Here is a 22930-nt window from a genome sequence, read left to right as displayed (position 1 = left end):
TGCTATTATGGTGGCGTGTTTGGGGAGAGGCATCTCACCAAACCATACGCGCCCATAGCTCAGTGGATAGAGCATCGATCTTCTAAATCGGGTGTCGCAGGTTCGAATCCTGCTGGGCGCGCCCAAATTCCTAAAACCGCTCCAAAGGCGGTTTTTTTGTTGTTTTGGAGAGATATTGCGTGGGGCACGACGCTGCTGAAGCACGCGTCTACATATCATGGTACGGAGCATGCCATAATGCGGCCTATTTTTTGTTCTCCATGCGGCGGGCGATCTGCGGAGGGGGCTGCGCGGCTCCTCCGCGACGCGGCACCCCTCCGTTGTCGGCTTCATTATGAAGAGCATGCGCGTTGGCGCAGCAGCGGCTCGCGAATTGCCGTTGCATCCAGCTTGCTCGCGCCGAGAAACCGAACGAATCGCGCAAACCCACAAGCCAATGCCTCCGCAAATGCCTCATTGTTGCCAAGAGCCTCGTCCTCCAGCCACAAGCCCAGGATGACAAATGCGTTGGTCGTCCGGTCGAGTTTGCTGTCGAACCGCGCGACGAGCCGGTCGCCCCACAAAATCGGCAACGTGTAGTAGCCGAACTTACGCTGGTGCTCAGGCTTGTATACCTCCCACACGTAGTCGAAGCCAAATACTATTTTGGCTCGCCCGCGCGCGCTGACGTGATCGAGCGGTGCGAGGAAGACGACCTCTTCAGTCGTGGTCGTCTCCAACGGCGTCCAGGCCTTCGGCACGCGCCCTGCGCTCAAATCATGCAGCACTGCGGCGTCGCTCCCGAGCGCGTAGTGTACCATTTTCCAGCCTTCAACCTGCACCTCGATGATGTCGCCGTCGTCCAACATCGCCCCAATCATCTTCTTCGCTGCGCTCGCCGGATCGCCGCGCCGAAACGAATCACTCGTACGGTTGAGCCGCGACAGGCCGCTAAAGCTGACGTCCTTTTTGAGTAAGAAGCGATCAGCCTCGGCTTCGTCGCTCTCGCGAATAAGATGCACGGGCGCGACCTTTTCGGTAAGTGCATATGCGCGCTCAAAACGGTCGCGATGGTGCGTCATCACTTCACCAGTGAGCCACAGATAATACAAGGCTAGCGCGCTGTCCTTGCGACCGCGATAACTTTGCGTTCGTGTGCGCGTCGCCATGGCAAAGTCGCGGTTGCCCACGACGCCACGTTCGTGCAAGATGGCTCGCATTTCGACGATGGCATCAGCGTGGTCGCGGGCTATGGCGCGGAGCCGCGAGCCGCTATCGCGCTCGCGGCGCATGACCACGCGCCAGTGCGGCAGCTCATCCATCGGCCGGACGGCCAGCCAGCCACCCCAGTCAAAGAACTTGCGCTGCTGATAAGTCACATCCTCCCACATGCCAGGCGTGTAATCGATGACGCGGCTGTGCAGCTTAATGTCCTGGCTGCGAGCGATGATTTGCAGCGGGTCGAGTTGCAAGTACTCCATCGCATGCATGGCCTGCTCGGTTCCCTCGATGCCTCGCCAGCGCCGTCCGGGCCACAAGCCCTGCTTGCCGAGGATGAAGCGACGGGCTGTATCGATGTTGATGGTTAGCATGATGACCTCTCTCTGCTTCTCAACCACAAATATTAACCTCCTCCCGATCACCGGAAGCGTGATGGGATTCCAACGTTCGCACGTTGGGTTTCCTGCTTCGCTCTCGTCGTGTCCTCCCTGGTTCCATGCAGGTTTGGTCTCGACCTGCTCTCCACAGGCTTGCGCATCTCGCAGGACCTGCGGGATGTGGAGGGATTCTTTTTCAGCCAGGCAAAACCGGAAACCGCCTCTCTTCTTACAGAGAAGGTGGCGAGAAAGCCCCGGTCATTGATGCCGGGGATGAATCGCCACCCCCGCGTGAGCGTGAGGGCCGGGAAATGCCAGCCTTCTAGAACTTGTGTTCTTCCCGACTCTCTGGTACAATAGCCGTGCGGGGATCGATCGCATGTATGAGATTGAAGGAGGAGCGGGTATGCCAAAGAAATGCCGGGGACAACGCAAGAAGAAGGAACAGCAGGAGAAACGGCCTGCCACCCCCACCTTCCTGCTCGAACTGCCCCTGGTCGTCGATGCAGGGCAAGCCTCCCGCTTGCGTGCCCATTTGGAAGCTGCTCGTCAACTCTATAATGCCATCCTCTCCCAAGGTCAACAGCGCCTGCGCCGCATGCGCGCTGACCCCGCCTGGCAAGAGGCCCGCGCCCTTCCTCGCAGCCACAAGGCCGAACGGGCCGCTGCATTCACCACCTTGCGCAAAACGTATGGCTTCACCGAGGCGGCGTTGCATGAAGCCGTCAAAGGATTACGCGTGGGCTGGATTGCCGAGCATATCGAGGCGGTCCTCGCGCAAACCCTGGCGACCCGTGCCTATCGCGCCCTCAACCGCGTCTGCCTGGGCCAAGCCAGGCGGGTGCGTTTCAAAAGCCGAGGACGCGGCTTCTCCAGCATTGAGAATAAACGCAACGATACCAGCCTGCGCTTTGTGTTGCAACCACCCGAGGAGGGAAACGCAGGGTCTCTGCTCTGGAACGGAGACCAGCCGTGCCCCCGAATGGGGGTTGCCCGCTCTCATCGATTGGAAGGATGAAGTCGTGACCCATGGGCTCAGGCACCGCATCAAGTACGCTCGCCTCATCCAGCGCCCTGTCAGTAGCCCCAGAGCGGCGGGCGCTGATGCCCAGGGCTCTCGCTACGTCGTGCAGTTGGCTCTGGAAGGCAAACCCCACCGAAAGAAAAAGCACACGGTTGGCAAGAGTATCGTTGGCGGTGACCTTGGTCCCTCCACCCTGGCCCTCTTCCCCCAGGAGGGAGAGGCAAGCCTGGAGGTCTTCTGCGCAGAACTGGCTCCCGAGGCCCGTGCCATTCGTCGCTTGCAACGGCAAATGGAGCGGCAACGTAGGGCGGCCAATCCTGAGCACTACGGCGAAAAGGGGCGCATCAAAAAGCAAGGCAAGAAGAAGCTGCGGTGGAAACAGAGCAAGCGCTACCAGGTCACCCGACGACGCAAGGCGACCAAGGAGCGCACGTTGGTAGCGCACCGCAAGAGCCTGCATGGGCGCAAAGTGCATCAGGTAGTGAAGCTTGGCAGCACCATCATCATCGAAAAGATTTCCTACAAGGCATGGCAGAGGCAGTTTGGCAAGAGTGTGGGACTGAGATCACCTGGGATGTTTGTAGAGCTGTTGAGACGCACCGTTGCAAGCACGGGCGGCATCCTCGTCGAAGTTCCCACGCGCACGACGGCCCTGAGCCAATGGTGTCACGGATGTGGCAGACGGGTCAAGAAGCCGCTTTCTCAGCGCTGGCATCACTGTGCATGTGGCGTGGGGCCCGTGCAACGCGACCTGTATTCGGCGTTTCTTGCCGCCTCCCTCGATCCAGCAGATCCCATTCCCTCGTGTGCCCGATACCAGGAGTATTGGGAGGGTGCGGAGGCGCGCCTGCGGGCAGCACACGAGCGTACAGCACAACGCGCGAAAGAGGGGCAGATCTTGCCCCGAAGCTTGGGTGTGACTCGAGCCAGAGCGCGTCTGCCGAAAAGTCTGAGGGAACCCACACAAGAGCCAGCCTCTCTTGCCCAAGCAGGAAGGCTGGAAGCGTGGACGGAACGCTCAGAACCCCCGCTGCTTTAGCACGGGGAGTCTTCAGTAGAGTGGTATCTAATAAGGATATACCCCTGGCCCAGCGGCTCTATGTCAAGAAGATGAAGTTGTCGGCGGATAAGACGGCGCTGGTGATGAGTGAGGGTCTGACCCTGGAAGGTATCCCCCCGGAGTGCTTTGAGTACAGGTTGGGCAACCGTTCGGCGCTGGAGTGGGTGATTGACCAGTACCAGGTCTCGACCGATAAACGTAGCGGCATCGAGAGCGACCCCAACCGCCTGGATGATCCCCAGTATATCATGCGCCTGGTCAAGCAGATCGTGACGGTAAGTGTCAAGACGGTGGAGCTGGTGAAGGAGCTATCCGAGGCCGTTACGTCTGAGGACTGGCTGGGAGAACAGGCAGAAGCGAACATGGAAGAGCCTGCGTAAAGAGGAAGGACGTGCTTTAGCAGCGCGGCTTATTATCTTTTTGTTGGCAGCTATACATTTAGCTGTTTCATGTTATACTATGGTATGTCTATCTAACTCCTGTTGCAGAACTCAGGGGCATGGCAGCTATGCTAGCTACGACGTCCCTGTTACTCACCTTCTTACAGACACTTGTTGGACTGTATTTGTAGGCGCAAGTTGTGTTGTTTGTCTTTGTAATGCGTCGGGTGAACAGGTCTGTCGCGCCCCCGCGACACTGAGCAAAGGGGTCCCATATGGTAGAGCATAGTGCATCGGTGACGGTCAAAGCCCCGATCCACCAGGTTTATGAACTCTTTACTCACTTCAATGACTTCCCCAAGTTTATGCGCTTCGTCAAAGAGGTGACCTATTATGACGATCAGCGTAGCCACTGGGTTGTGCAGATGTTGGGGCGTCATGAGTGGGATGCGGTTAACGAGGATTGGATTCCAGACAAGCAGGTCGGTTGGCGCTCAGTTCGCGGCTTAAAAAATGGCGGACGTGTCAAATTCCGTGCGCTGAGCCCGCAAAGTACAGAAGTCGCGGTGTATATCTACTACGTCCCGCCTACGGGTACGCTGGGACGCCTGGGTGAAAACCTGGGGGTGAATAGTTACATCGATACCGTGTTGCAGACCGAGCTGACCCATTTCGCACGCATGGTCGAGGAGTCCCCAGAGGGGGCGCTCGATCCTATGTCATCACACTACCTCTTCAATAAAGAGAGCGTGGTGGCTCGCGGCGAGATGACGGAGCGCCAGCGGCTCTCTATGCAACTTGATCCGATGATGACCACCCAGGCCCTGACAGAACGCGAGCAGCGCATCGCGTTGGAGAAAGATAGTAAGCAGCGCCAGTTCCAGCAGACAAGCGAGGTGACGCGCCTGCGCCTGGAACGTGAGAAGCAGGCACGCGAGGTCTTTCTCAAGAGCCTGGAGGAGGCACGCCAGGAAAAGCTGCAAGCCATGGCTAATGTCATTGCGGATCAGCCCCTGGAAGGCTATGCGCCTCACCCGGTCTATGATACGCTGGGAGGTCGCCACGCGGGCCTGGAGCGCACCAACTTTGGCGATAAGGATTCTGTGCGCCCGCGTTATCCCTGGTATACTCAGGACCCGATGATGTCGCGCTTGCCTCCCAAGGAGAAGAATCCCGAGCAGAAATCGGTCGAGGAACTCTACGAAGAGTCGCCCTGGATGATGCTTATTCGCGGCAATCGCGATGTCTGCATTCTTGGCGACTACTATGAGCCTGGTAGTAGCGCCAATCCATCCCAGTAGGGTTATTATGTAGCGGCAAAGAGAGAGGTTGTGGTTGGTGCGCGAACGCGCACCAACCACAACCTCTCTCTTTGCCCGAAACTTCTCTAGCTTATGATGCGTGCTAAGAGATACATCATTGGTAGTTTGGTAATGTGAGAAGGTGAGGAGATGAGGAGAGATATCTTATGGCGGAACATCATGTTTCCGTCACCGTTCGTGCGCCTGTACGACAGGTCTATACCTTGTTTACGCATTTCAACGATTTTCCCAAGTTTATGCGTTTTGTGAAGGAAGTGACCTACTATGATGATCAGCGTAGCCATTGGGTGGTCCAGGTTGGAGGAAGACACGAATGGGACGCAGTTAATGAGGGCTGGATTTCTGACCAGCAGATTGGCTGGCGCTCAATAGATGGACTGCAAAACACTGGTCGCGTCAAATTTACTCCGGTCGATACTGGACAGACGATGGTGGATGTATTCCTCAATTACACCCCACCTGCGGGCGTCCTCGGGGTCGCCGTCGAGAAATTAGGCATGGACTCGCATTTTCAGTCTGTCTTAGAAGAAGACATACAGCATTTCGCGCGTATGGTTGAGGAGGCGCCCCCAGGCGCGCTTGATCCTATGTCATCGCACTATCTCTTCCACGAGGGGCGCGCGTGGCGAAGCCACCAGCCGCCAGGAAGAATCCATGGCGCACGATCCAATGATGACCGAAGAGCGCCTCCAGGAGCGCGACACAACCATCGCCCGGCAGCAGGCCGCGTCCTATAGCGAGGAGCAGCGTCGCCAGGCAGAAGAGCAGGCGCGTTTACAGCAGGTGGAGCGTGCGAGCGCCGAGCAGGAGGCGGTACTGCGCGAGCAAGACAGGCGCAATCGCCAGGAGGCTGCGGCCCGGCGCGAGCAGGAAGCGGCCATGGAGAAACCCCGCGAGCCACACCCGGTGTATGACACGCTTGGTGGGCGCAATGCCGCCATGGCCAATACTGCCTTTGGTGACCAGGACGCGCGTAACGAGCACTTCCCCCAGTATAATCAGGATCCGATGAAGGCGCGTGCGACCTATGAGGATGCCAGCATGACTCGGATGCCCGTCGAGGGCGAAGAGATTGCCTCACCCAGGGAGAGCCAGATTCATGGGCGCTCCTTCGATGTTGAGGAGGAGAGCCAGCGCCCCCTTGCAGAAGGCAAGACCCGCAGACAGCAGGAGCAGCGCGACTTGGATGACCAGGCATAGGCATTGCAAATTGTAGGGTCCATGCTGGCATGGACCCCGAGGCCCGCCAGTCGATGAGGTTCACGCTCCCCTTGTAGGGTCCATGCCGGCATGGACCCTACAAGGGGAGCGTGAACCAGAAGGTTGAACCCTCTCCTTGGACGCTTTCGACTCCGACGCGCCCACCATGCCGCTCGATGATGGTGCGGCAGATATGCAAGCCAAGCCCAAGGCTTACGCCAGAGCCATTTTGCACGCTGATGCCTGGGACGCGGTAGAAGCGCTGCCAGAGCTGTGCTTGCTCTTCGGTCGATATGCCCGGGCCAGCATCTTGAACCGCGATCTTGGCTTCTTGCGCGGTCGAGGAAATAGCTACGTTGACCCCTGTCTCGGGGGCTGAGTATTTGAAGGCATTGGTCAGGTAGTTGGTGATGACCTGCCCGATCCGGTCTGAATCAGCCTGGATAAGAATTTCCTGTGCGCATGAGGAGTTGTCCAATACAATGAAACGTTTCGGCCAGGCCGCGCGCTGATCCTCGACGGCTTCTTTGATTGTGGTGATCAGATCACACTCTTGAAAGTGTAGTTCAAGGCGATTGGCCTGGATGCGTGAAATATCGAGGAGGTCGCCAACCAGGCGATTTTGTACGCGCACCTGGCGCTCGGCGCGCTCCAACATTTCGCGGATGACGTCGACTTTATTCGAAAAATCCTCTCTGGTGTCATCCAGGCGGAAGGCCTTCAGGCGACGTTTGGCCAGCTGAATATTGCCATTGATAGTCGTTAAAGGCGTGCGTAGTTCGTGGCTGGCGATGCCTAAAAATTCATCCATGCGCTGGTTGGCATCGAGCAAGGCATTGATGTTGTCCTGGGCCTCAGTAAGCTCTTCTATCAGGCGATCACGCTCATTCAGGAGCGTATGCAGGCGTGTTTCTAACGCCTTGCGAGCCTCCTTTTCCTGGTGGAGGGCAAGGTTCTGTTCCTGCTGTATTTTCTCCAGCTCAGCAATACGCACACGCAACGCGCGCACCTCCTGGTAGCTTGCCTCTTCCTGTTGGACTGAACCTTCCAACGGGTCATCTCCTTTGAATAGTTCTGTAACACGCCTGGCTAGTGATGAGCTTATATATCCTGTTTCTCGCAGTTTTTGCTTTATGCCCATGAATGAGAAATCCGTTTGGCAGTAACTGTCCTTTGCTAGCAATCGTTGCCTATTCACTACTATTCTTAATATCGCCAGCACAAATTCAGCATAGTGGGGCGAGGTAATAAAAAGGCTTAAACCTAAGGCGCTTTCAGCAGATGGTATGTGTATTATACCACTTACCTGTGCGGTTTTTCCCTGGCCTGGCGTGTGTTGAGGCTGTTAAGCTATTAAACAAGCAGGATATTTCCAGGCATACATCTGCTTGCCTGCATATAACTTTCTAGCTATTAGACCGACGCAGCGGGAGGACGGCGCTGCTAAAGCACGCGTCTACATATCATGGTACGGGGTATGCTGCTGAGGGAAGCCGTGTTGCGAGGGAGGCTGCGCTGCTAAAGCATGCGTCTACATGTGACATCCCTCGTATCATGATATATAAGCGCGTGCTTATGCTCTTTTAAAAATTAATCCGAGAATGCCTGTGGGATGGCACTGCTCATACTCTTTTAAGAGTGTAATATGCGGAAGAAACATGGATGCCCGATGGATGACTTTGCTGGGAAATTGAGGAACGCGCCCTCTCGGTAGGGACCAGCTTCAGCGCGTCCGAAGGCGATTAATCGCCTGTGGGCGCAGCCCGAAGCGTTCCCTTGCGTCATGTCGCGTTAAAGGGTGTTTCTTCACTGGCCAAAACCGGCTTGCGCCGCACTGCCATAAATGGCGTTCGGACGCGCTAAAGCTGGTCCCTACCGGCTTGGGAAGCCATTTCGTGGGATGGTTTCTTCTCTTTGGGCAACGTGTCTGGACAACATTTCCCAGCAAAATCATCCATCGGGCACCTATGATAATAAGAGATGTTCCGTCTGGTATTCTCGGGTTATTTTTTAAACAACATTAGCAGCGCAGCCCCAACAGCGCAGCTCTCCCCCAGTGCAGCCCCCCCGTAGCGCGCTCCCTCTGATAGTTCATGACGCTATTCAGGGCTATTTTTTACGGCTTTTGTCATATAGACAAAAGGGAAGGCACCTCCGTTTGTGTGTTGCTCATAGGTGTAGCGTGGGATAAAACCAGCGCGCTCGTAGACTTTTTTTGCACGTGTATTGAAGGCCGCGACGCGTAGCGCGAATGTTGTAGGGCGAAAGTGGTCATGGGCAAAGTCCAGGCCGGCAGTTATATAGTGGCTGCCTGTTCCATGCCCTGTGAGATCGGGATGCAAGCCCAGACCTATCTCAAGCACGCCATTTTCGCCTGGCGTGAAGACAAAGAAGCCAATGAGTTGTCCTTGCTCATCATAGACCACAAAGTATCTCTCGGCGCGCTTTTCTGCTGAGAGGAATTCTGCCAGATCTTCAGGGTCCTGCTCCAGATCGTAGAAGTCGTATGGTGGCTCGTAATGCCATGTAGAGATGGCCTGAGCTTCTTTATCGCTCATAGCATGGAATTGATAGCTCATCAGTTCTCTTTCTGTTGTGTCCAGGTGGGTTGCGTACGCAGGCGTTCGTCGATGAGTTGGAGGAAGTGGACGCCTGCGGAGATGGTTTGTAGGGCCGCTCGGGTAGTATGTGGCTGGGAGAAATAGCTGGATACTTGCTGGTGGAAGTGGCGTATGGCCCGGCCGGGGGCCTGGTTCTCTGGTAGGAGGGCGAGCACTTTGTCCTTGGGGAGACTCCAGATGGCGAAGGGCTGGCCTGTCTCGATGGAAAGATAGCTATAGAGGATAGGCCAGACGTTGGTGCAGAGAAAGCGGACGGAGCGTTCAAGCCTGCCAGCCCCGTGGTGGAGCATGTCTTCGGCTGGCTTGCTGATAGCTTTGGGCAGGCGCTTCAGGGTGGCGCGACATTTCTCCAGCGTTTCGGTCTCGCTCATTTCCTGGGCGGGAAGTTTTCCAGCCAGCATATGATAGGTGCCGGGGATGGGCCTGGACCAGTCATCGGGGCGGTTTCCTCCCGCCTCAACAGTGAGAATATAGGTCTGGAAATATTGGAAGGGGGCTGGATTGATGTACGATAGGTCTTCTTGAATGGCTTGTCCAATCGCTAAAGGAAGTTCGCCATAGAACGAGAGAGCCTCTCCGCGCAAAAAGAGCTTAAAATCAATGTCGCTGCATCCAGGGATATAGCCGCCCTTGTAGGCTGAGCCATGCAGGGCCAGGGCGATAAACCAGGGCCGGGTATGTTTGTAGTAAACTTCAGCGGCGGCCAATACAAGGGGGCGGACGAGCAGATCGAGTGGGGTAACATCAAACATGCGCATCTCTCCGTCTGTTGGTAAGAGCTGGACAATCATTATCGGACTGCCATTATAGTACATGCGTTTTATTCGCCGCCACATTCCTGCTACAATGAGGTCAGGCAGAAAGAAGCATAAGATATACTTCTCTACGAGTCCAGAAAGGATGTGTGTAGTTACATGAGTAGTTCCCTCTCATCCGGGGTACAGGTTGGCTCCGGCGAGCAGGTACAGGCCATTATCGACGAGCTGTATCGCCTCTATCCCGAGGCGCGCTATGATCTTGACTTCACGACTCCATTGGAGCTATTTGTTGCGACCCAGCTCGCAGCCCAGTGTACCGACGAACGCGTTAATGCCGTCACAAAGACGCTCTTCCAGAAGTACCGTAGCGCCGCCGATTACGCGGGGGCCAATCAGGAGGAACTGGAGCAGGATATCAAGCCGACTGGCTTCTATCGCAAGAAGGCTAACCAACTGCGTGTCTCCTGTCAGTATCTGCTCGACCATTATGGTGGCGAGGTGCCGGGAACGATGGCGGAGCTGGTGCGTATCCCCGGTATCGCGCGTAAGACGGCCAATGTGATCCTGGGAAATGCCTTTGGCGTGGTGGATGGCTTTATCGTGGATACCCACGTGGATCGGCTCTCAAAGCGTTTTGGCTGGTCGAAGCAGAACGATATCGTTAAAATCGAGCGCGACTTGATGGCGCTGGTGCCGCGCGAGCATTGGTTAGAGGTGGCCCATCGCATTATCTATCATGGTCGCGCAGTTTGTAATGCGCGCAAGCCACTCTGCGCCCAATGCACGCTTGCCAGCTACTGCCCCTCGGCCATGCTTGATCAGTAGTCATCCTTTGGAGGAGCTGATTTCGCGCATAAAAAGAGTCCGCCAGGCTTTTTCCTGCGGACTCTCTGTGCGGGCGAATAGGGAGTGGAGTGTGTAGAACATAGATTCTATGGTGCGTAGTATACCAGCAAAACGCTGAAATGACAAGCCTTATCCTCATCTTTTTTATCCGTCAAGCGAGCAAGCGTTTCACGTGAAACGCCTGAGTTTAATAGGAAGGCCGTATCCTTCTCGACACCTGGGGTCTCTATCCTTCCTCATGCCAGGAAATCTCTGTGAGGTCGATCCAGTAGCGGAGTTTGCGGATGGGCGAGCCTTCGACGAGGGTGGCGTTCTCGAATTGGCCTCCGTTGGCCTCGATCACCTTTTTGGAGCCGATGTTGTTCTCATCGCAGGTGACCAGGGCGCGACTCAGGCCAATTTTGTGCGCCTCTTTTAGCCCAAGGGCGAGCATCTTTTTTCCGTAACCCTGGCGCCGCCTGGAGGGGCGAATTTCGTAGCCGATATGTCCACCAATTTTCAGCAAGAAGTCATTGAGTTCATGGCGTAGCGAGAGGCGGCCAATAAATTCTTCATGTTCTACCAACCAGAAATCCGTGGAGGGCACGGCATAGGGAGAGCGTCGCTGCTGTTGCGCCTGGAGCTGAGCAAGAAAGGAAGTAAAATCGGCTGTGAGGCGCTGCACGTCTTTCTCCATATGGCGTCCTTCAAGTTGAAATTCGCGAATCGCCTCAATAAACTGCTGTTTGTACTCATATGATGGTTCAATTAAACGAAGCATGAGCCGAGATCCCTTCTGTTCTTGCGCTATTGAGTTGTAGAGAAATACGTTTTCGGCTTAGGCCAGCAAAAACTCTAGCTCTATCTCATCCCGAATAGGGATACCATATTCTCCAAGCAAAGGAATGCCTGGTTTAATTTTGCGTGACTCACTGATCGCGTCGCGATGAACCGCGACCAGGGTGAACCCTCGCTTCTGGTAGAAACGTAACGCGTCGATGTTATCATTAGTGGTAATGAGCCAGAGGCGTGAGCAATGCTGGTGTACGGCCTCTCCTCTCGCGGCTTCAAGGAGAGCCGTGCCGATACCTAGACCGGGGAGCAGGCTATTTAGGCTTGTCACCTCGCAGTTATGTTCCTGGATATGATAGGTGAGCAGACCGATGCGCTCACCATCGTGGATGGCGATGAAACCAGGATAGGTCGTGAGGTCATGTGTGACGCCGCGCGAAATCATGATCGAGTCGCCCCAATGTTCGTGTATGAACTGGATCAACCATGCTCGATCTTCTGGCGCGAGGGCGCGAATATAGAATGCTCTCTTTTGCATTGCTCTGAATTCCTGGTCAAGGGAGTAAAAACAATCTATACAAATGTGGTGGATAGTATGGTTAAGTATAGCGCTTTGGGCGGTTGTTGAATAGGGGGAAGAGAAAGTTAAGTTTATTAGTGCATCCGACAAGTTGGAGGGGCCATGCTAGCATGGCCCCATAGGCATTAAGTTAAGAGCCAATCGAGACCATCGAGAAGCAACTGAGCCAAGCAGGGTTCAGTCGAGCGAGGATTGACCCGACAGCCCGACTGCATCATTCGAGAGAGTTGGTCGACCAGCAGGCGCAAACGGCAGAAGCCACCGAGCACTTCCAATCCCTGTAAGGCCAGAGATCGCACCACCGCGGAGGCTTTCACCAAACTGCGCCAAGGATCCTGCCAACACCCAAACAAGAGGAGCCAATGTTGGACCACAACTGCCATCAGTTTGGCATACAGCTCACACAACGCTCGCCAGGGATGTTGCGATCGCCACTCATCAATGTGCCCCTGACTTTTCCAAAGCTTGAAGAGCAGCTCGATCACCCAGCGTTCACGCATGATCACCAAGGCTTGTGCTGGTCCCACATGTTTGGCTGCAGCGTTGGTTACAATGAGTGTCCACGCAGCCAATTCCCATTGCTTAGGACTCACTGCCTGGCCTTTATCAGTCGCCTCTTGCGCCAAGCGCTCGCGTCGTTGTGCTACCACCTCTTCTGGAACGCGTACCATCAGCAGGCGAACGGGCAAGGGGTTCTGTGCTCCTAAGTAGACATGCTTCACCTTGATCTGCCCAATCATGCGAGGCAAGATGCTCTCCAGTTCAATCCGCTTGCCCTCTCGATCCCAAAAGACCGTGTTGGCCTTTGGATGCTGGCAGAAGCGCACCTTCTGCTCGTGAAGTTGACGCAAGTGAGCCAGGCTCCAGTAGCCACGGTCTGCCACGTACAAACTGCCAGGGCGAACCGGCTCTTGACTCAAAGGACCATGTAATTCATGTACTCGTCCTGCCGACAAGCGTGGTCCCATGAGTTGCCCGTGTTTGATATCCCAACGCACATGTAGTTTGAGCGCTGCCTGAGTGCGTTCACTGCTTTCTTGACCCCCTCCACCACATCCAGGCCACAGCTCTTTGAGAGCGGCTGGCAGAATGATGGTTGAACTGTCCTCAACGATCACCTGCTTGAACGACTTGAAGAGCGCAATGGGAGCCGCTTGCACGCTCACGACCTGTTCCACCAATTCCGAAAGCACCGCTTGCAAAAATCTTGCCGCCTCTTGTGTGCAACGCTGATGCAGACCCGAACTGCTGATCTGCACCTGACGAAGCTGAGCTGCCTGGGTCAACTGATCCAGGCTTGCTTGTGGGGTGTGCAAGTGCCCAAAGAGCAAAATTTGGGCAAAATCGGCCCCTGTGAGCTTGCGCTCTCGTTTCACGAAGCCAGTTTCTTTTGCCAATGCATTGGCTCGCTCTTCCAAGACGTGTTTCAATATGCGCTCAAGTTGTGATACACTGGTCATCTGATAGCTCCTTGCTTGATGTATGATGTTTTGATCAATCTTCATCATCTTTCAAGGAGCTTTTTGTTGTCATCTTTTCTTAACTTAATGCCTATGGGGCCATGCTAGCATGGCCCCTCCAACTTGTCGGATGCACTAATAAACTAGTCATTTAAGCTATTGGAATTTTATGTGGCTGATATTAAAAGTAGCACGTACTTCCTGATTAAAAAAGAGGTAGCCCATAATCAGCAAGGGGGCCAGGCTATTGAAGATGAAGGCTACTGGCGTGTAGACATGCATAAGCCAGAGCACGATGTTCTGGATTAAGAGGATTACTTCAAGTGCCAGGGTAGACCAGAAGGCCCAGCGTTTGAGTGTCCAGAGTCCATACACGAGTGCAAAGGAGTAGATGCTCAAGAAAGCTGAAATGACGCCTAAAGTGAGTAAGAAGGCGGCGGTGTGATTGGGCATGCGCCCGAATTCTCGGCTTACACTTACAAAGTTGAGCATAGCGCCGGTTAGGGCCAGGAGGCCGGAGAAAGCCAGGAAGATGGCGATAATGTTAATCCCAATTGGACGTTTACGAGACAGAGTGCTCATATCGCTCATAAGTTATCCCTCCCGTCGTAATAATGCCTATGGACATTGTCCATCCCTATTGCAGACAGCGAACGGAGAACTTGAAAATGTGGATGTATGATCTTAGTATAGCCCTTCAATCCAAAGGGTTGTCTCTTTTCGCGCCTGCGGCGCTCACAAGTAAAGTAGTGCGTGTGGATCGCGCGCATCCGCGCGCGATCCACACGCACTACTTTACTCTAGGATGTATTAGATGTGCACTACTACTCTTGAGGGGCTTCGCTGGTGACGAGGCCATCGTTGATGTAGAGGACGCGGTCGGCGGCCTTGTAGAGGACGGCGTCGTGGGTGGCGATGAGCATGCCGATGCCCTCCTCGTGGGCAATGGTGCGTAGGAGCATGATGATGTCGCGTCCCGTGAGGGAGTCGAGATTGCCGGTTGGCTCGTCGGCGATGATAAAACGTGGTTTGTGGACCAGCGCCCTGGCGAGGGCCACGCGTTGCTGCTCCCCGCCTGAAAGCTCCATGCCGCGATGATGGGCGCGTTTGCCCAGGCCAACGTGCTCAAGTGCCTGTAGGGCCATTTCTGTGCGTTTGCGTCCAGGCACGCGGGCCAGGCGTAGGGGAATTTCGACGTTCTCCTGCGCGGTAAGCGAGGGGAAGAGGTGGGCGTTCTGAAACATCATGCCAACGCTTTCGCGGCGCAGGCGCGCGCGTTCAGTCTCGTTAAGCGTGGAGAGATCTTTCTCCAGGATGGAGACCTTGCCACTGGTAGGATTATCCAGTCCGATCAGGATATTGAGCAGGGTGGTCTTGCCGGAGCCGGAGCGCCCGCGCAGGGCGACAAATTCGCCTGGAAGGACGCGCAGATCGATTCCGCGCAGGGCATGCACGACTCCACCGCCAGAGGAAAAGTCGCGTGTGACGCCCCGGGCCTCGACGATAGTGCTCACGGGGTTGCTGTTTGGCTGCTGAGCGGTCAGTGCTTGTGAATCCATTAGTGTTTCTCTCCCTTCATGGAGGGCTCGGATATGATGTGTCCATTTTTGCCGTTACCATTACCCTCGCTCTGGAGGGGCCAGAGTTCGACATGGTCATCGACGATGCGTACCTCGGCGCGACCATTGAAGGGCAGGCGCTCGATGGCCTCCTTGGGAAGTTGCAGGCGACCCGCACGGTCAATCAGTACCGATTCGCGGTGAGTGCGTGTGGAGAGGCCGATAATGGCGCTGGCCTCCTGCATATGCTCGTGTAGTTCATCTAGCTCGGCCTCGCGGCGCACGGTCTCGGTACTGGTGCGTCCATCGCGGATGGCGATGGTGCGGTCAACGTTGGCCGCCAGAGCCGCGTCGTGGGTAACGGTAACGATGGTCAGTCCCAACTGCTGATTGAGTTCGCGCAGCAGGTTGTAGATAACGTGTGCTGTGACCGAGTCGAGTTCACCTGTTGGCTCATCGGCTAGCAAGACCTGGGGCGAGTTTGCCAGGGCGACAGCGATGGCACAGCGCTGCTGTTCACCACCTGAGAGCTGTTCAGGTTTCTTGTTCAGCTTATCTCCGAGCCCGACCAGGCCGAGGAGTTCACGGGCGCGTTGATTGCGCTGACGGCTTCCCACGCCACTGAGCATCTGAGGGAGGGCCACATTGGCCTCCGCGCTCAATTCGGGCAGGAGATTTCGCCCGCTTTGCTGCCAGACCTGTCCCACGATATAGCGGCGATAATTCAGGCGCTGAGCGGCTGTGAGGCGCGTTAGATCATTGCCTGAGACACGGCAACCGCCCGCGCTTGGCACATCGAGGCCGCTAAGAATATTGAGTAGCGTACTTTTTCCTGAGCCCGAGGCTCCAACGATAGCAATCATTTCACCTGGTGCCACCTCCAGATCCAGCCCTTGCAGGGCCACGACCTCAAGGTCGGCGACTTTATAAATTTTTACCAGATTATCACAAATAATAATAGGTTCCGACATGCTAGCTCCTTAGGTTCCCAATTTATCGTGGGGGTTTGCTCTTAATCCTCATTCAGGCGTAGGGCCTGCCCCATGGATGGTTTTGAGACGACACGAATCATCGTTGTAAGCGCGCCAATGCAGATTATTATTAATGCTATCAGCGCCAATAGCAATTGACTTGAGAAAATTAGCCTGGTAGGTAGTAGGCTCTGGAGCGCATAGAAGGCGTTTCCTCCACCAGACGTTCCGGCCGCGATGGGTGGAATACTGGTGACCGCCAGGGACGGTACGACGGTATAGGAGAGAAGCGCGCCAAAACCTAAGCCGAGGAGGAGCGCCACCAGGTAGATAATAGCCTGCTCCCATGAGAGCACACTGACCACCTGCGCGGGCGTTGTCCCAAGTGCGCGTAGGACCGCGAAACTGGTCAGGCGGGCGCGGGCACTGATCCAAGAAGAGAGCAGGCTGCCAACGAGCGCGAGCAGTAGCGCTGTAGAGGCGCCAATGGTCAGGATACCAATCAAGTTGAGGTAGAGCGGATCATTCTCCATAGAATTATAGAGTGCGCGCCGATCAGCTAGCCCGCCAAGGCGCAGAGGGGTAGCCGTTAGCGCGTTGCGCACCTGCCCCAGCGTGGCCGCGTCATCGCTCGTTTTGAGCCAGATGTGATTGATAGGAAGAGCTGCATCCTGCTTATGTACGATGGAATGATATGCCGCGTTTAAGTCTGTATAGCTGGTCAGGATACCTCCCTGTGCTTGAATCTGGCCATTGGCGGTATCAGAGGCATTATCGATAATGGTAGGAATATGTTCCACTTGTCCAAGAACATAGACATCGAGTGTCACATTATTGAACGTGACCGAGAAGGTTGAACCTGGATGGAGTTGCAGAGTATCCCAGATGACGCTATCGACGAAGGCGGGTATCTTACCTGGTTCATTGGCAACGCGCAACTGCTGCATCATTGTGGTAAGCGATTGCGTTGAGCTCTGGGCGGGCCAGGTGGCTGTCTGTGCAAATGAATCAAGATCGACTGCCTCCAGTTGGAGCGTCAACGTTGGCGAGATGCCATCGGTCGCTCCATTGACCTGGTAATCTGCCGAGGCTGAGACGATACCGGGTATCTGGCGATAGCGCTCTTGCCAGTCCTGGACGGAAACAGGTGGTTGGGCAAGGGTATTGGGTGCCGGGAGGGCGCCGCTGAAATCGGCCCCCGCCTGATAGGCAGCCAGGTCCTGCGTACGCTGTGCCTGAGTCGCGGTAAAAACAAGCGTGAAGATCGCGAAGGCGGTGGCGAGCGAGAGCAGGAGCGTCATGCGTAGCGCCTGCCTGGGCGAGCGCGACATCTGGGCCAGGGCCAGCATCGTGGCGGCTCCGCTCCCGCGTCCCGCCAGGTTCGATCCCCAGCGTAGTAAGACAGGAAAGACGCGCATAAAGAGCAGGACGCAGGCTATGAGCAGGAAGACAGGCGCGATAAGCGCGAGAGGCGAAGAGACCAGGGTCTGAGTGCGAATATCGAGCAGGCCGCCACTGCTAATAGTGGTGATATAGAGCGAGGCAAAGTAGCCAGCCAGGGCGATAATTGCGGCCACGACATCGAGGTAGAGACGCTGCCAGAAGGGGCGGCGCTGCGTGCGCGCGGCCTCGCGTCGTACCGAGAGAACATCCATGTGCGTGGCGCGGTTCAGGGTAAAGAGCAGCGCGAGAACGGCGATACCCGCTGCCAGAAGCGCGTAGGGAGCCTCGGCAATCAGGGCCAGGAGCGGCGCATTGGCGATGAGGTTGAGCGCGTCCTGGTCGATGACTGGCAGCAGCCTATGCGCCATGAGATTTACCAGGGGGAGGGCCAGGAGCATGCCTACGATGAGCGCCAGGACACTGATTAGCAGACCTTGAACGGCGAGTGAGCCAAAGACCTGGCTAGAACTGGCGCCTCGGCTGCGAAGGGTCGCGATAGAGTCTGCCTGGCGATCTACCAGGAGCTCCGACATCATGCTCACAAAGATCAGGATCAGGGCAATGATCTGAAGGGAGATGACGAGGATGGGAATACGCACAATGGAGATGCGATCACGGAACTGACCCAGAATGCCACTGCTATTGCTAGAGTCAACCAGGGGACCGGAGAGCTTCACCTGCTTGAAGTAGGGATAGGGTGGAAGGGTAGTCGCGGTGAGCGAAAGCGCGCCATATTTATTGGCTATCCCGGTCTGGACCAGGTTCATCTGGCTACTAAAGTCATCTAAATTGTTCATCGAGATGCTGGTCGGGTTGATATAGTAGATCCAGTGCAGTGTTACAGGCGAGGTGATAAGCGTTGTCTGGGAGTGGGTAAGCCGGGCCACGCTATCAAAGGTCTGGTAGAGCGTATTATCGCTGACCAGGCCATTGTAATACGTCCACTCGCCAGCCATCGTCGGTTGGAAGCTTGAACTATTCCAGAAGCGGTCATTAGCGGTGATTGGTTTGAAGATACCAACCAGGCGCATGCTAATAGTCGTGTTCTGTGTACTCTGGGATTGTGGATTGAGCATGTAGGGGAGCTGTACCACGACCGTATCGCCCACTTGGGCATGCATGCCGAGTGCGCTCTCGCGTGTAAGCATCAGTTCAAGCTCGCCACTGGTGGCGCTGGGAAGCTTGCCCTCTATGAGTGAGATATGGGCCTGCAATTGCGGGGGCGTCGAGGCGAAGAGCTGTAATTGATTGCCAGAGTGCTGAGGTTTAGGGGTCAGGATACTCATGCCCGGGAATTGCAGGGAGGACTGGACCTGATTAGTCAGATAGGGATGGAGGCGTTGCTGGACCAGGGGATCGACCTGGTTATGCACATCCTTAATCAATTGCGAGGAGAGACCTTGAATGCTGGTATCAATCTGTAACTCGCGATTGATTGGGTCCGCGTTGAGGGTCGAGCGTAATCCCGCTGTATTGGTGACGGTCGAGAGCAATGGGACCGTACACATGATCACAATCGCGGCCATGATCCCCAGCCCGGTCAGCAGTAAGAGAGAGCCGCTTTGACGCCAGCGCCAGCGTGCGAGCGTTGTCACCGCCGAGAACGAGGCGCGTGGCTTTCTCGCGAGCGGTTGCTTTGTCCTTGTCTGAGTTGTACTGGCTGCCATAAATATATCCTTTATGTTCAGTGTATGATATTGATCTCCCCTCCTGTTTTCTGCCGCCTGCGGCGGCAAGGGGGGAAAGGAATTTGGGGACTGGTTTCTCATTCCGCTCACTAACGGTGCTGTGCACCTAGCCTGTCGGCTCAAGTGAGCGGAAAGGAAGCCTCAAACCCCGCCAGAGGCTCTGCCCCTGGACCCCGTTCGCTCAGTCCTGGTTCAGGCGCAGGACCTGTCCCATGGAGGGGCGCGATACCGTGCGGATCATCAGGCCGAGTGCGACGAAAAAGAAAATCACGAGCACACCAAAGGCTAGAAAGAGCGTCGAAGGAAAGATTGGCTGCACTGGAATGATCTGCTGCAACGCGTAAAAGTCTGGCAGTGAGAGGGTGCTCAGGATGCCGATATTCGGCACACCGCTAAAAACCAGGTTGGGGACCAGGGTAAGCGAGAGCAGCATACCCGCTAGAATCCCCAGAAGCACACCTGTTGTGTAGATCAGGCTTAACTCCCAACCAAGCACACTGGCGACCTGCCCCGGCGAGGTTCCCAGGGCGCGTAAGACGGCGAAGTTTGCCAGGCGTGGACGTACGCTCAACAGGGAGGCGAGCAGGTCACCTACGATGGCCAGCAGGAGTGCGATAATGGTGCCCACCTCCAGGATGCCCAGCAGGTTGAGGCTCAGGGGATCGGTGCGCAAGCTATTGAAGATCGCACGCCGGTCATAGACGCCTTGCGTATACTGTTGCGAGCCCAGGCGATCACGCAGAGAGCCGCGCAAATTGGCGAGCTGGGTGGCGTTATCGGTAGTGTGTAGCCAGAAGTAATTCGGGGCCAGGGGCTTGCTTCCACTGGTAAAGCCGCTGTCCTGCGCCTCTTGCTGATAGGCCTTCAGGTAGGTTTGATAATCGACGATGACGCCCGCTGAAGGCTGCGTCTCGTTGGGCAGACCTCCCTGTGTACTATCATTGACAGTCGGAAGGTGCTCTACCTTGCCCACAACCACGCATTTCAGGTCAGCAATATCCAGGTTGCTGACTTGAATCGTAAAGACAGAACCCATATGGAGATTCAGCCGATCCCATGCCAACTGGTCAACGTAGGCCGGAACGGCTCCTTGTGGTCCATGAGGCGAGCGTAGCTGCTGCATCATGGTCGCGAGCTGTGGTTGATCGGGCCAGTAGGCGGTCACGGCAAAGGTGCTGGTATCGACTGCGCGTACCTGAAAAAGCGAGGTGGGGCCGCTGTTATTAGCGGTATTAATCGCGGCTGGACCCGCGAAACCGATGCTGGCGGCGCTTACACCCGGAAGCTTTGTGTACTCCTTTTGCAGCATCTGTTGTGGTGGGATATAGGTGCCATGTACTGGGAGGGGGCCACTAAAGTCCGCACCTGCCTCATAGCTCGCCAGGCTCTGGGCGTGCTGATTCTGCGTCGCCGTGAAGACGCTGGTAAAGATGGTGAAGGCCAGAGCCAGCGCGAGCAAGAGAATCATGCGCACGCTCTGTCCGGGCGCGCGCGAGATCTGAGCCAGGGCCAGCATCGAAGACGCGCTTTTCCCCCGCCCTGCCAGGCGAGCAGCCAGGTTGAGCAGAGCCGGGTAGAAGCGGAAGAAGAGCAGGACCGCGGCGATGATCAGGAAGAGCGGGGCTGCAAGCGAGAGGGGCGTTGCAATAAGGGACCTGGTACGGACATCGAGCAGGCTATTCAAGCCGCTCAGGTAGGTCGAAACCCCAAAGCCACAGAGCGCCACAATCGCGGCCACAATATCCAGGTGCAGCCGCTGAATCAGTCCCCGGCGCGTGGAGCGAGAGGACTCACGGCGCGTCGCCAGGACATCCATGTTTCTGGTGCCATAGAGCGCGATTGCCAGGGTGAGAAACGAGACCAGGGCCACAAGCAGCGCGTAAGGGGCGATCAGTTGGAGCACCTCCCGCTGGCGCTGGGAAAGCACAAGCAGGGCGCTCAAATCGGTACTGGCGAGCTGACTACGTGCCAGGAAGTAAGCTGCGATCATCGCCAGGATTGGACCAATAAGCAGCGCGAGAATGCAGAGCCAGAAGCCCTGAGTTAACAAAGCGACATAGACCTGTCCCCCACTGGCTCCCCGGCTGCGTAGGATCGCGATGGTATCGCGCTGGCGCTCGATTAGCAGTCCCGACATCATGCTAATGAAGAACAGGATCAGGGCAATGATCTGCGCCGAGATGATCGCCACGGGAAGCTGCACGACCGAGAGGCGATTATGGTACTGATCGACCACACCGGGCGCATCCTGACTACTGAAGAGCGCGCTGGTCATAAACATGGAGTTGACATTGGGTATGGAGGAGCTTCCTTGAGAATCGGCACTGAAGGGATTGGTATAGGTATCGTGCCGTGAAAGCAGGTCGCCATGCTGGCGCGTCATATCGGATTGCAGTCCTGAAATATTACTTGAGAAGCTGTCAAACTGGGTGAAATCGACTCTCTGGGGATCGGCGCGGTAGATCCACGTTTCGTCAGGTACTGAGGAAGTGGTGATATGCTCTAGATACGCGGCACTTTGATTATAGAAGAAGGAGACATAGGAATAGACCTGGTCGATATGGTGCGCCTGTGCGAACTGATCATAGGGGGCGAGCAGGAGTTCATTGGCGCCCAGGAACTTATAGACGGGAATATCGCGAGCGCCTACGGAATGTACATCTGGCGTGAAGTCGTTTTGATGCCAGTAGGCGCGTTCTGTCTCAGGGACCGCAAAGATCCCGACCACGCGCGCGGGAAAGTTTAGTGTGTATGTATGCTTTTTGATTTGAGCCTGGAGGTCTTCAGGCGTTGAGACATTTTGCGACACTTCCTCAAAGGGGGCATCCATAACCGTTGTGGTCAGGGTCAGGGATGAACCAACGGCAAGTTTGTTAATGCTGGCAGTATCCGCTGTCAGAATAATCTCATACTCTTTACTATGTACATTGGGGAAGCGGCCTGAGAGCAAGTGCAGATGCTTCCCATCTCGAGGAAATGAGGCGGTATAGTTAGTTAATTCATAGGAGTTGCCGGCAGGGAGTTTGGGCGAGGCAACATAGATACTGTTTGAAGAGAACATCAGTGACGGCTGATCTGACATATAAGGGCCAAGGTGCTGGCGCATCAAGGGATCGAGTACCTTATAGTTCGCCTGTAGAGTCTTGCTAGAGAAGCCCGCTGGACTGAGCCCCAGACTTACCTCGGGTGTATTCACCGTTGTACTGAGGATGCCACGCAGGCCAGCGGTTGTCGTTACAGTTGAATAGAGTGGAATGGTGCAGGCAACTGCGATGGCCGAGATGAGCCCGAGCGCAATAATGAGGAGGAGGAACCAGGTGCGGCTGAGACTCCAGAGCGCCAACGTTACGGTTGGCGGCGTTAGCGTGCGGCTACTCAAACGAGGCGGTGCATGAGTAATACTGGACATCGAGCAGTTCCTTTATCTAGTACTTCCTATCCGAACACCCTGAGCGCGAAGCGCTAGACACGCAAGTGGCGTTGGGTTTCGGAATAAGATCTTAGAGGTTGATGGCTGGCTTGCAATCAGGAGTCGTAGGCGGCAGTACCTGAACGCCAGGAGTCATAAATAAGTACGTCCTGTCCCATAAAAATCTCACGACAAGCAAAAAAAAACTTTCGGTTAAAAGAAGCTAGAGTAACACCAGGCTTGCCGCCTGGCGTTACTCTA

General features: G+C 55.7%; 17 protein-coding genes, 1 tRNA gene and 1 pseudogene. 7 read left to right on the top strand and 12 right to left on the bottom strand.

The window, feature by feature from the left end:
* Nucleotides 1-48 precede the first annotated feature (48 nt).
* Nucleotides 49-121, top strand: a tRNA-Arg gene (locus KRAC_RS12615).
* Nucleotides 122-332: 211 nt separating this feature from the next.
* Here the strand turns inward: KRAC_RS12615 and KRAC_RS12610 are convergent.
* Nucleotides 333-1598, bottom strand: coding sequence for a winged helix-turn-helix domain-containing protein (locus KRAC_RS12610; RefSeq protein WP_007907478.1), 1266 nt, complete (start codon nt 1596-1598; stop codon nt 333-335).
* 385 nt (nt 1599-1983) lie between these two features.
* Between KRAC_RS12610 and KRAC_RS65810 the strand changes: the two are divergent.
* The 5 genes and pseudogenes from KRAC_RS65810 (at nt 1984) to KRAC_RS12580 (ending at nt 6563) form a co-directional block, all read left to right on the top strand.
* Nucleotides 1984-3640: pseudogene (locus KRAC_RS65810) on the top strand (nuclease/transposase family protein).
* Nucleotides 3641-3660: 20 nt separating this feature from the next.
* Nucleotides 3661-4041: a type ISP restriction/modification enzyme gene (locus tag KRAC_RS12595; RefSeq protein WP_040442435.1), complete on the top strand. Its 381-nt coding sequence runs from the start codon at nt 3661-3663 to the stop codon at nt 4039-4041.
* Nucleotides 4042-4316: 275 nt separating this feature from the next.
* Nucleotides 4317-5342 (top strand): SRPBCC family protein, encoded by a 1026-nt coding sequence (locus KRAC_RS12590; protein ID WP_007907476.1) that lies wholly within the window; start codon nt 4317-4319, stop codon nt 5340-5342.
* 167 nt (nt 5343-5509) lie between these two features.
* Complete coding sequence (locus KRAC_RS61390; RefSeq protein ID WP_052568185.1) at nt 5510-6100, top strand: SRPBCC family protein; 591 nt, start codon at nt 5510-5512, stop codon at nt 6098-6100.
* Nucleotides 6018-6563: a hypothetical protein gene (locus tag KRAC_RS12580; RefSeq protein WP_007907474.1), complete on the top strand. Its 546-nt coding sequence runs from the start codon at nt 6018-6020 to the stop codon at nt 6561-6563. The genes KRAC_RS61390 and KRAC_RS12580 overlap by 83 nt, the downstream gene beginning before the upstream one ends.
* A 97-nt stretch (nt 6564-6660) precedes the next feature.
* On the opposite strand, the gene KRAC_RS12575 is transcribed toward KRAC_RS12580, so the two are convergent.
* From KRAC_RS12575 to KRAC_RS12565, 3 genes are all read right to left on the bottom strand, one after another.
* Nucleotides 6661-7614, bottom strand: coding sequence for a sensor histidine kinase (locus tag KRAC_RS12575; RefSeq protein ID WP_040442431.1), 954 nt, complete (start codon nt 7612-7614; stop codon nt 6661-6663).
* Between the two features lie 1048 nt (nt 7615-8662).
* On the bottom strand, nt 8663-9142 hold the full coding sequence (locus KRAC_RS12570; protein ID WP_007907469.1) for a GNAT family N-acetyltransferase: 480 nt from the start codon (nt 9140-9142) through the stop codon (nt 8663-8665).
* Nucleotides 9142-9936, bottom strand: coding sequence for a hypothetical protein (locus KRAC_RS12565; protein WP_157506401.1), 795 nt, complete (start codon nt 9934-9936; stop codon nt 9142-9144). Before KRAC_RS12565 ends, KRAC_RS12570 begins: the two co-directional genes overlap by 1 nt.
* Nucleotides 9937-10098: 162 nt before the next feature.
* Here KRAC_RS12565 and nth point away from each other — a divergent pair, with 162 nt between their 5' ends.
* Nucleotides 10099-10767: an endonuclease III gene (gene nth / locus KRAC_RS12560; protein ID WP_007907465.1), complete on the top strand. Its 669-nt coding sequence runs from the start codon at nt 10099-10101 to the stop codon at nt 10765-10767.
* A 247-nt stretch (nt 10768-11014) separates the two neighbouring features.
* Here the strand turns inward: nth and KRAC_RS12555 are convergent, their stop codons facing one another.
* The 8 genes from KRAC_RS12555 to KRAC_RS12520 all read right to left on the bottom strand — a co-directional run bounded on the left by KRAC_RS12555 (nt 11015) and on the right by KRAC_RS12520 (nt 22669).
* On the bottom strand, nt 11015-11548 hold the full coding sequence (locus KRAC_RS12555; protein ID WP_007907463.1) for a GNAT family N-acetyltransferase: 534 nt from the start codon (nt 11546-11548) through the stop codon (nt 11015-11017).
* Between the two features lie 57 nt (nt 11549-11605).
* Nucleotides 11606-12097 carry a GNAT family N-acetyltransferase gene (locus tag KRAC_RS12550; protein WP_007907461.1) on the bottom strand — a complete coding sequence of 164 codons (492 nt, stop codon included), beginning with the start codon at nt 12095-12097 and terminating at the stop codon, nt 11606-11608.
* Nucleotides 12098-12264: 167 nt separating this feature from the next.
* Entirely contained in the window at nt 12265-13599 is a 1335-nt protein-coding gene (locus tag KRAC_RS12545) for an IS4 family transposase (RefSeq protein WP_007905872.1), read from the bottom strand.
* A gap of 156 nt (nt 13600-13755) precedes the next feature.
* Entirely contained in the window at nt 13756-14190 is a 435-nt protein-coding gene (locus KRAC_RS12540; RefSeq protein ID WP_007907459.1) for a hypothetical protein, read from the bottom strand.
* Nucleotides 14191-14423: 233 nt separating this feature from the next.
* The gene (locus KRAC_RS12535; protein WP_007907456.1) at nt 14424-15158 is read right to left on the bottom strand and encodes an ABC transporter ATP-binding protein; all 735 of its coding nucleotides are present in this window, start codon (nt 15156-15158) and stop codon (nt 14424-14426) included.
* Nucleotides 15158-16129, bottom strand: coding sequence for an ABC transporter ATP-binding protein (locus KRAC_RS12530; RefSeq protein WP_007907454.1), 972 nt, complete (start codon nt 16127-16129; stop codon nt 15158-15160). The genes KRAC_RS12535 and KRAC_RS12530 overlap by 1 nt, the downstream gene beginning before the upstream one ends.
* Before the next feature lie 41 nt (nt 16130-16170).
* On the bottom strand, nt 16171-19239 hold the full coding sequence (locus KRAC_RS12525; RefSeq protein ID WP_007907452.1) for an FtsX-like permease family protein: 3069 nt from the start codon (nt 19237-19239) through the stop codon (nt 16171-16173).
* A gap of 202 nt (nt 19240-19441) precedes the next feature.
* A complete protein-coding gene (locus KRAC_RS12520) occupies nt 19442-22669 on the bottom strand; it encodes an ABC transporter permease (protein WP_007907450.1) in 3228 nt (1075 codons plus the stop codon).
* Nucleotides 22670-22930: the final 261 nt, after the last annotated feature.

The sequence above is a fragment of the Ktedonobacter racemifer DSM 44963 genome, assembly GCF_000178855.1.
Classification (GTDB): Bacteria; Chloroflexota; Ktedonobacteria; order Ktedonobacterales; family Ktedonobacteraceae; genus Ktedonobacter; species Ktedonobacter racemifer.
This window is presented reverse-complemented; position numbering and strand designations above follow the sequence as displayed.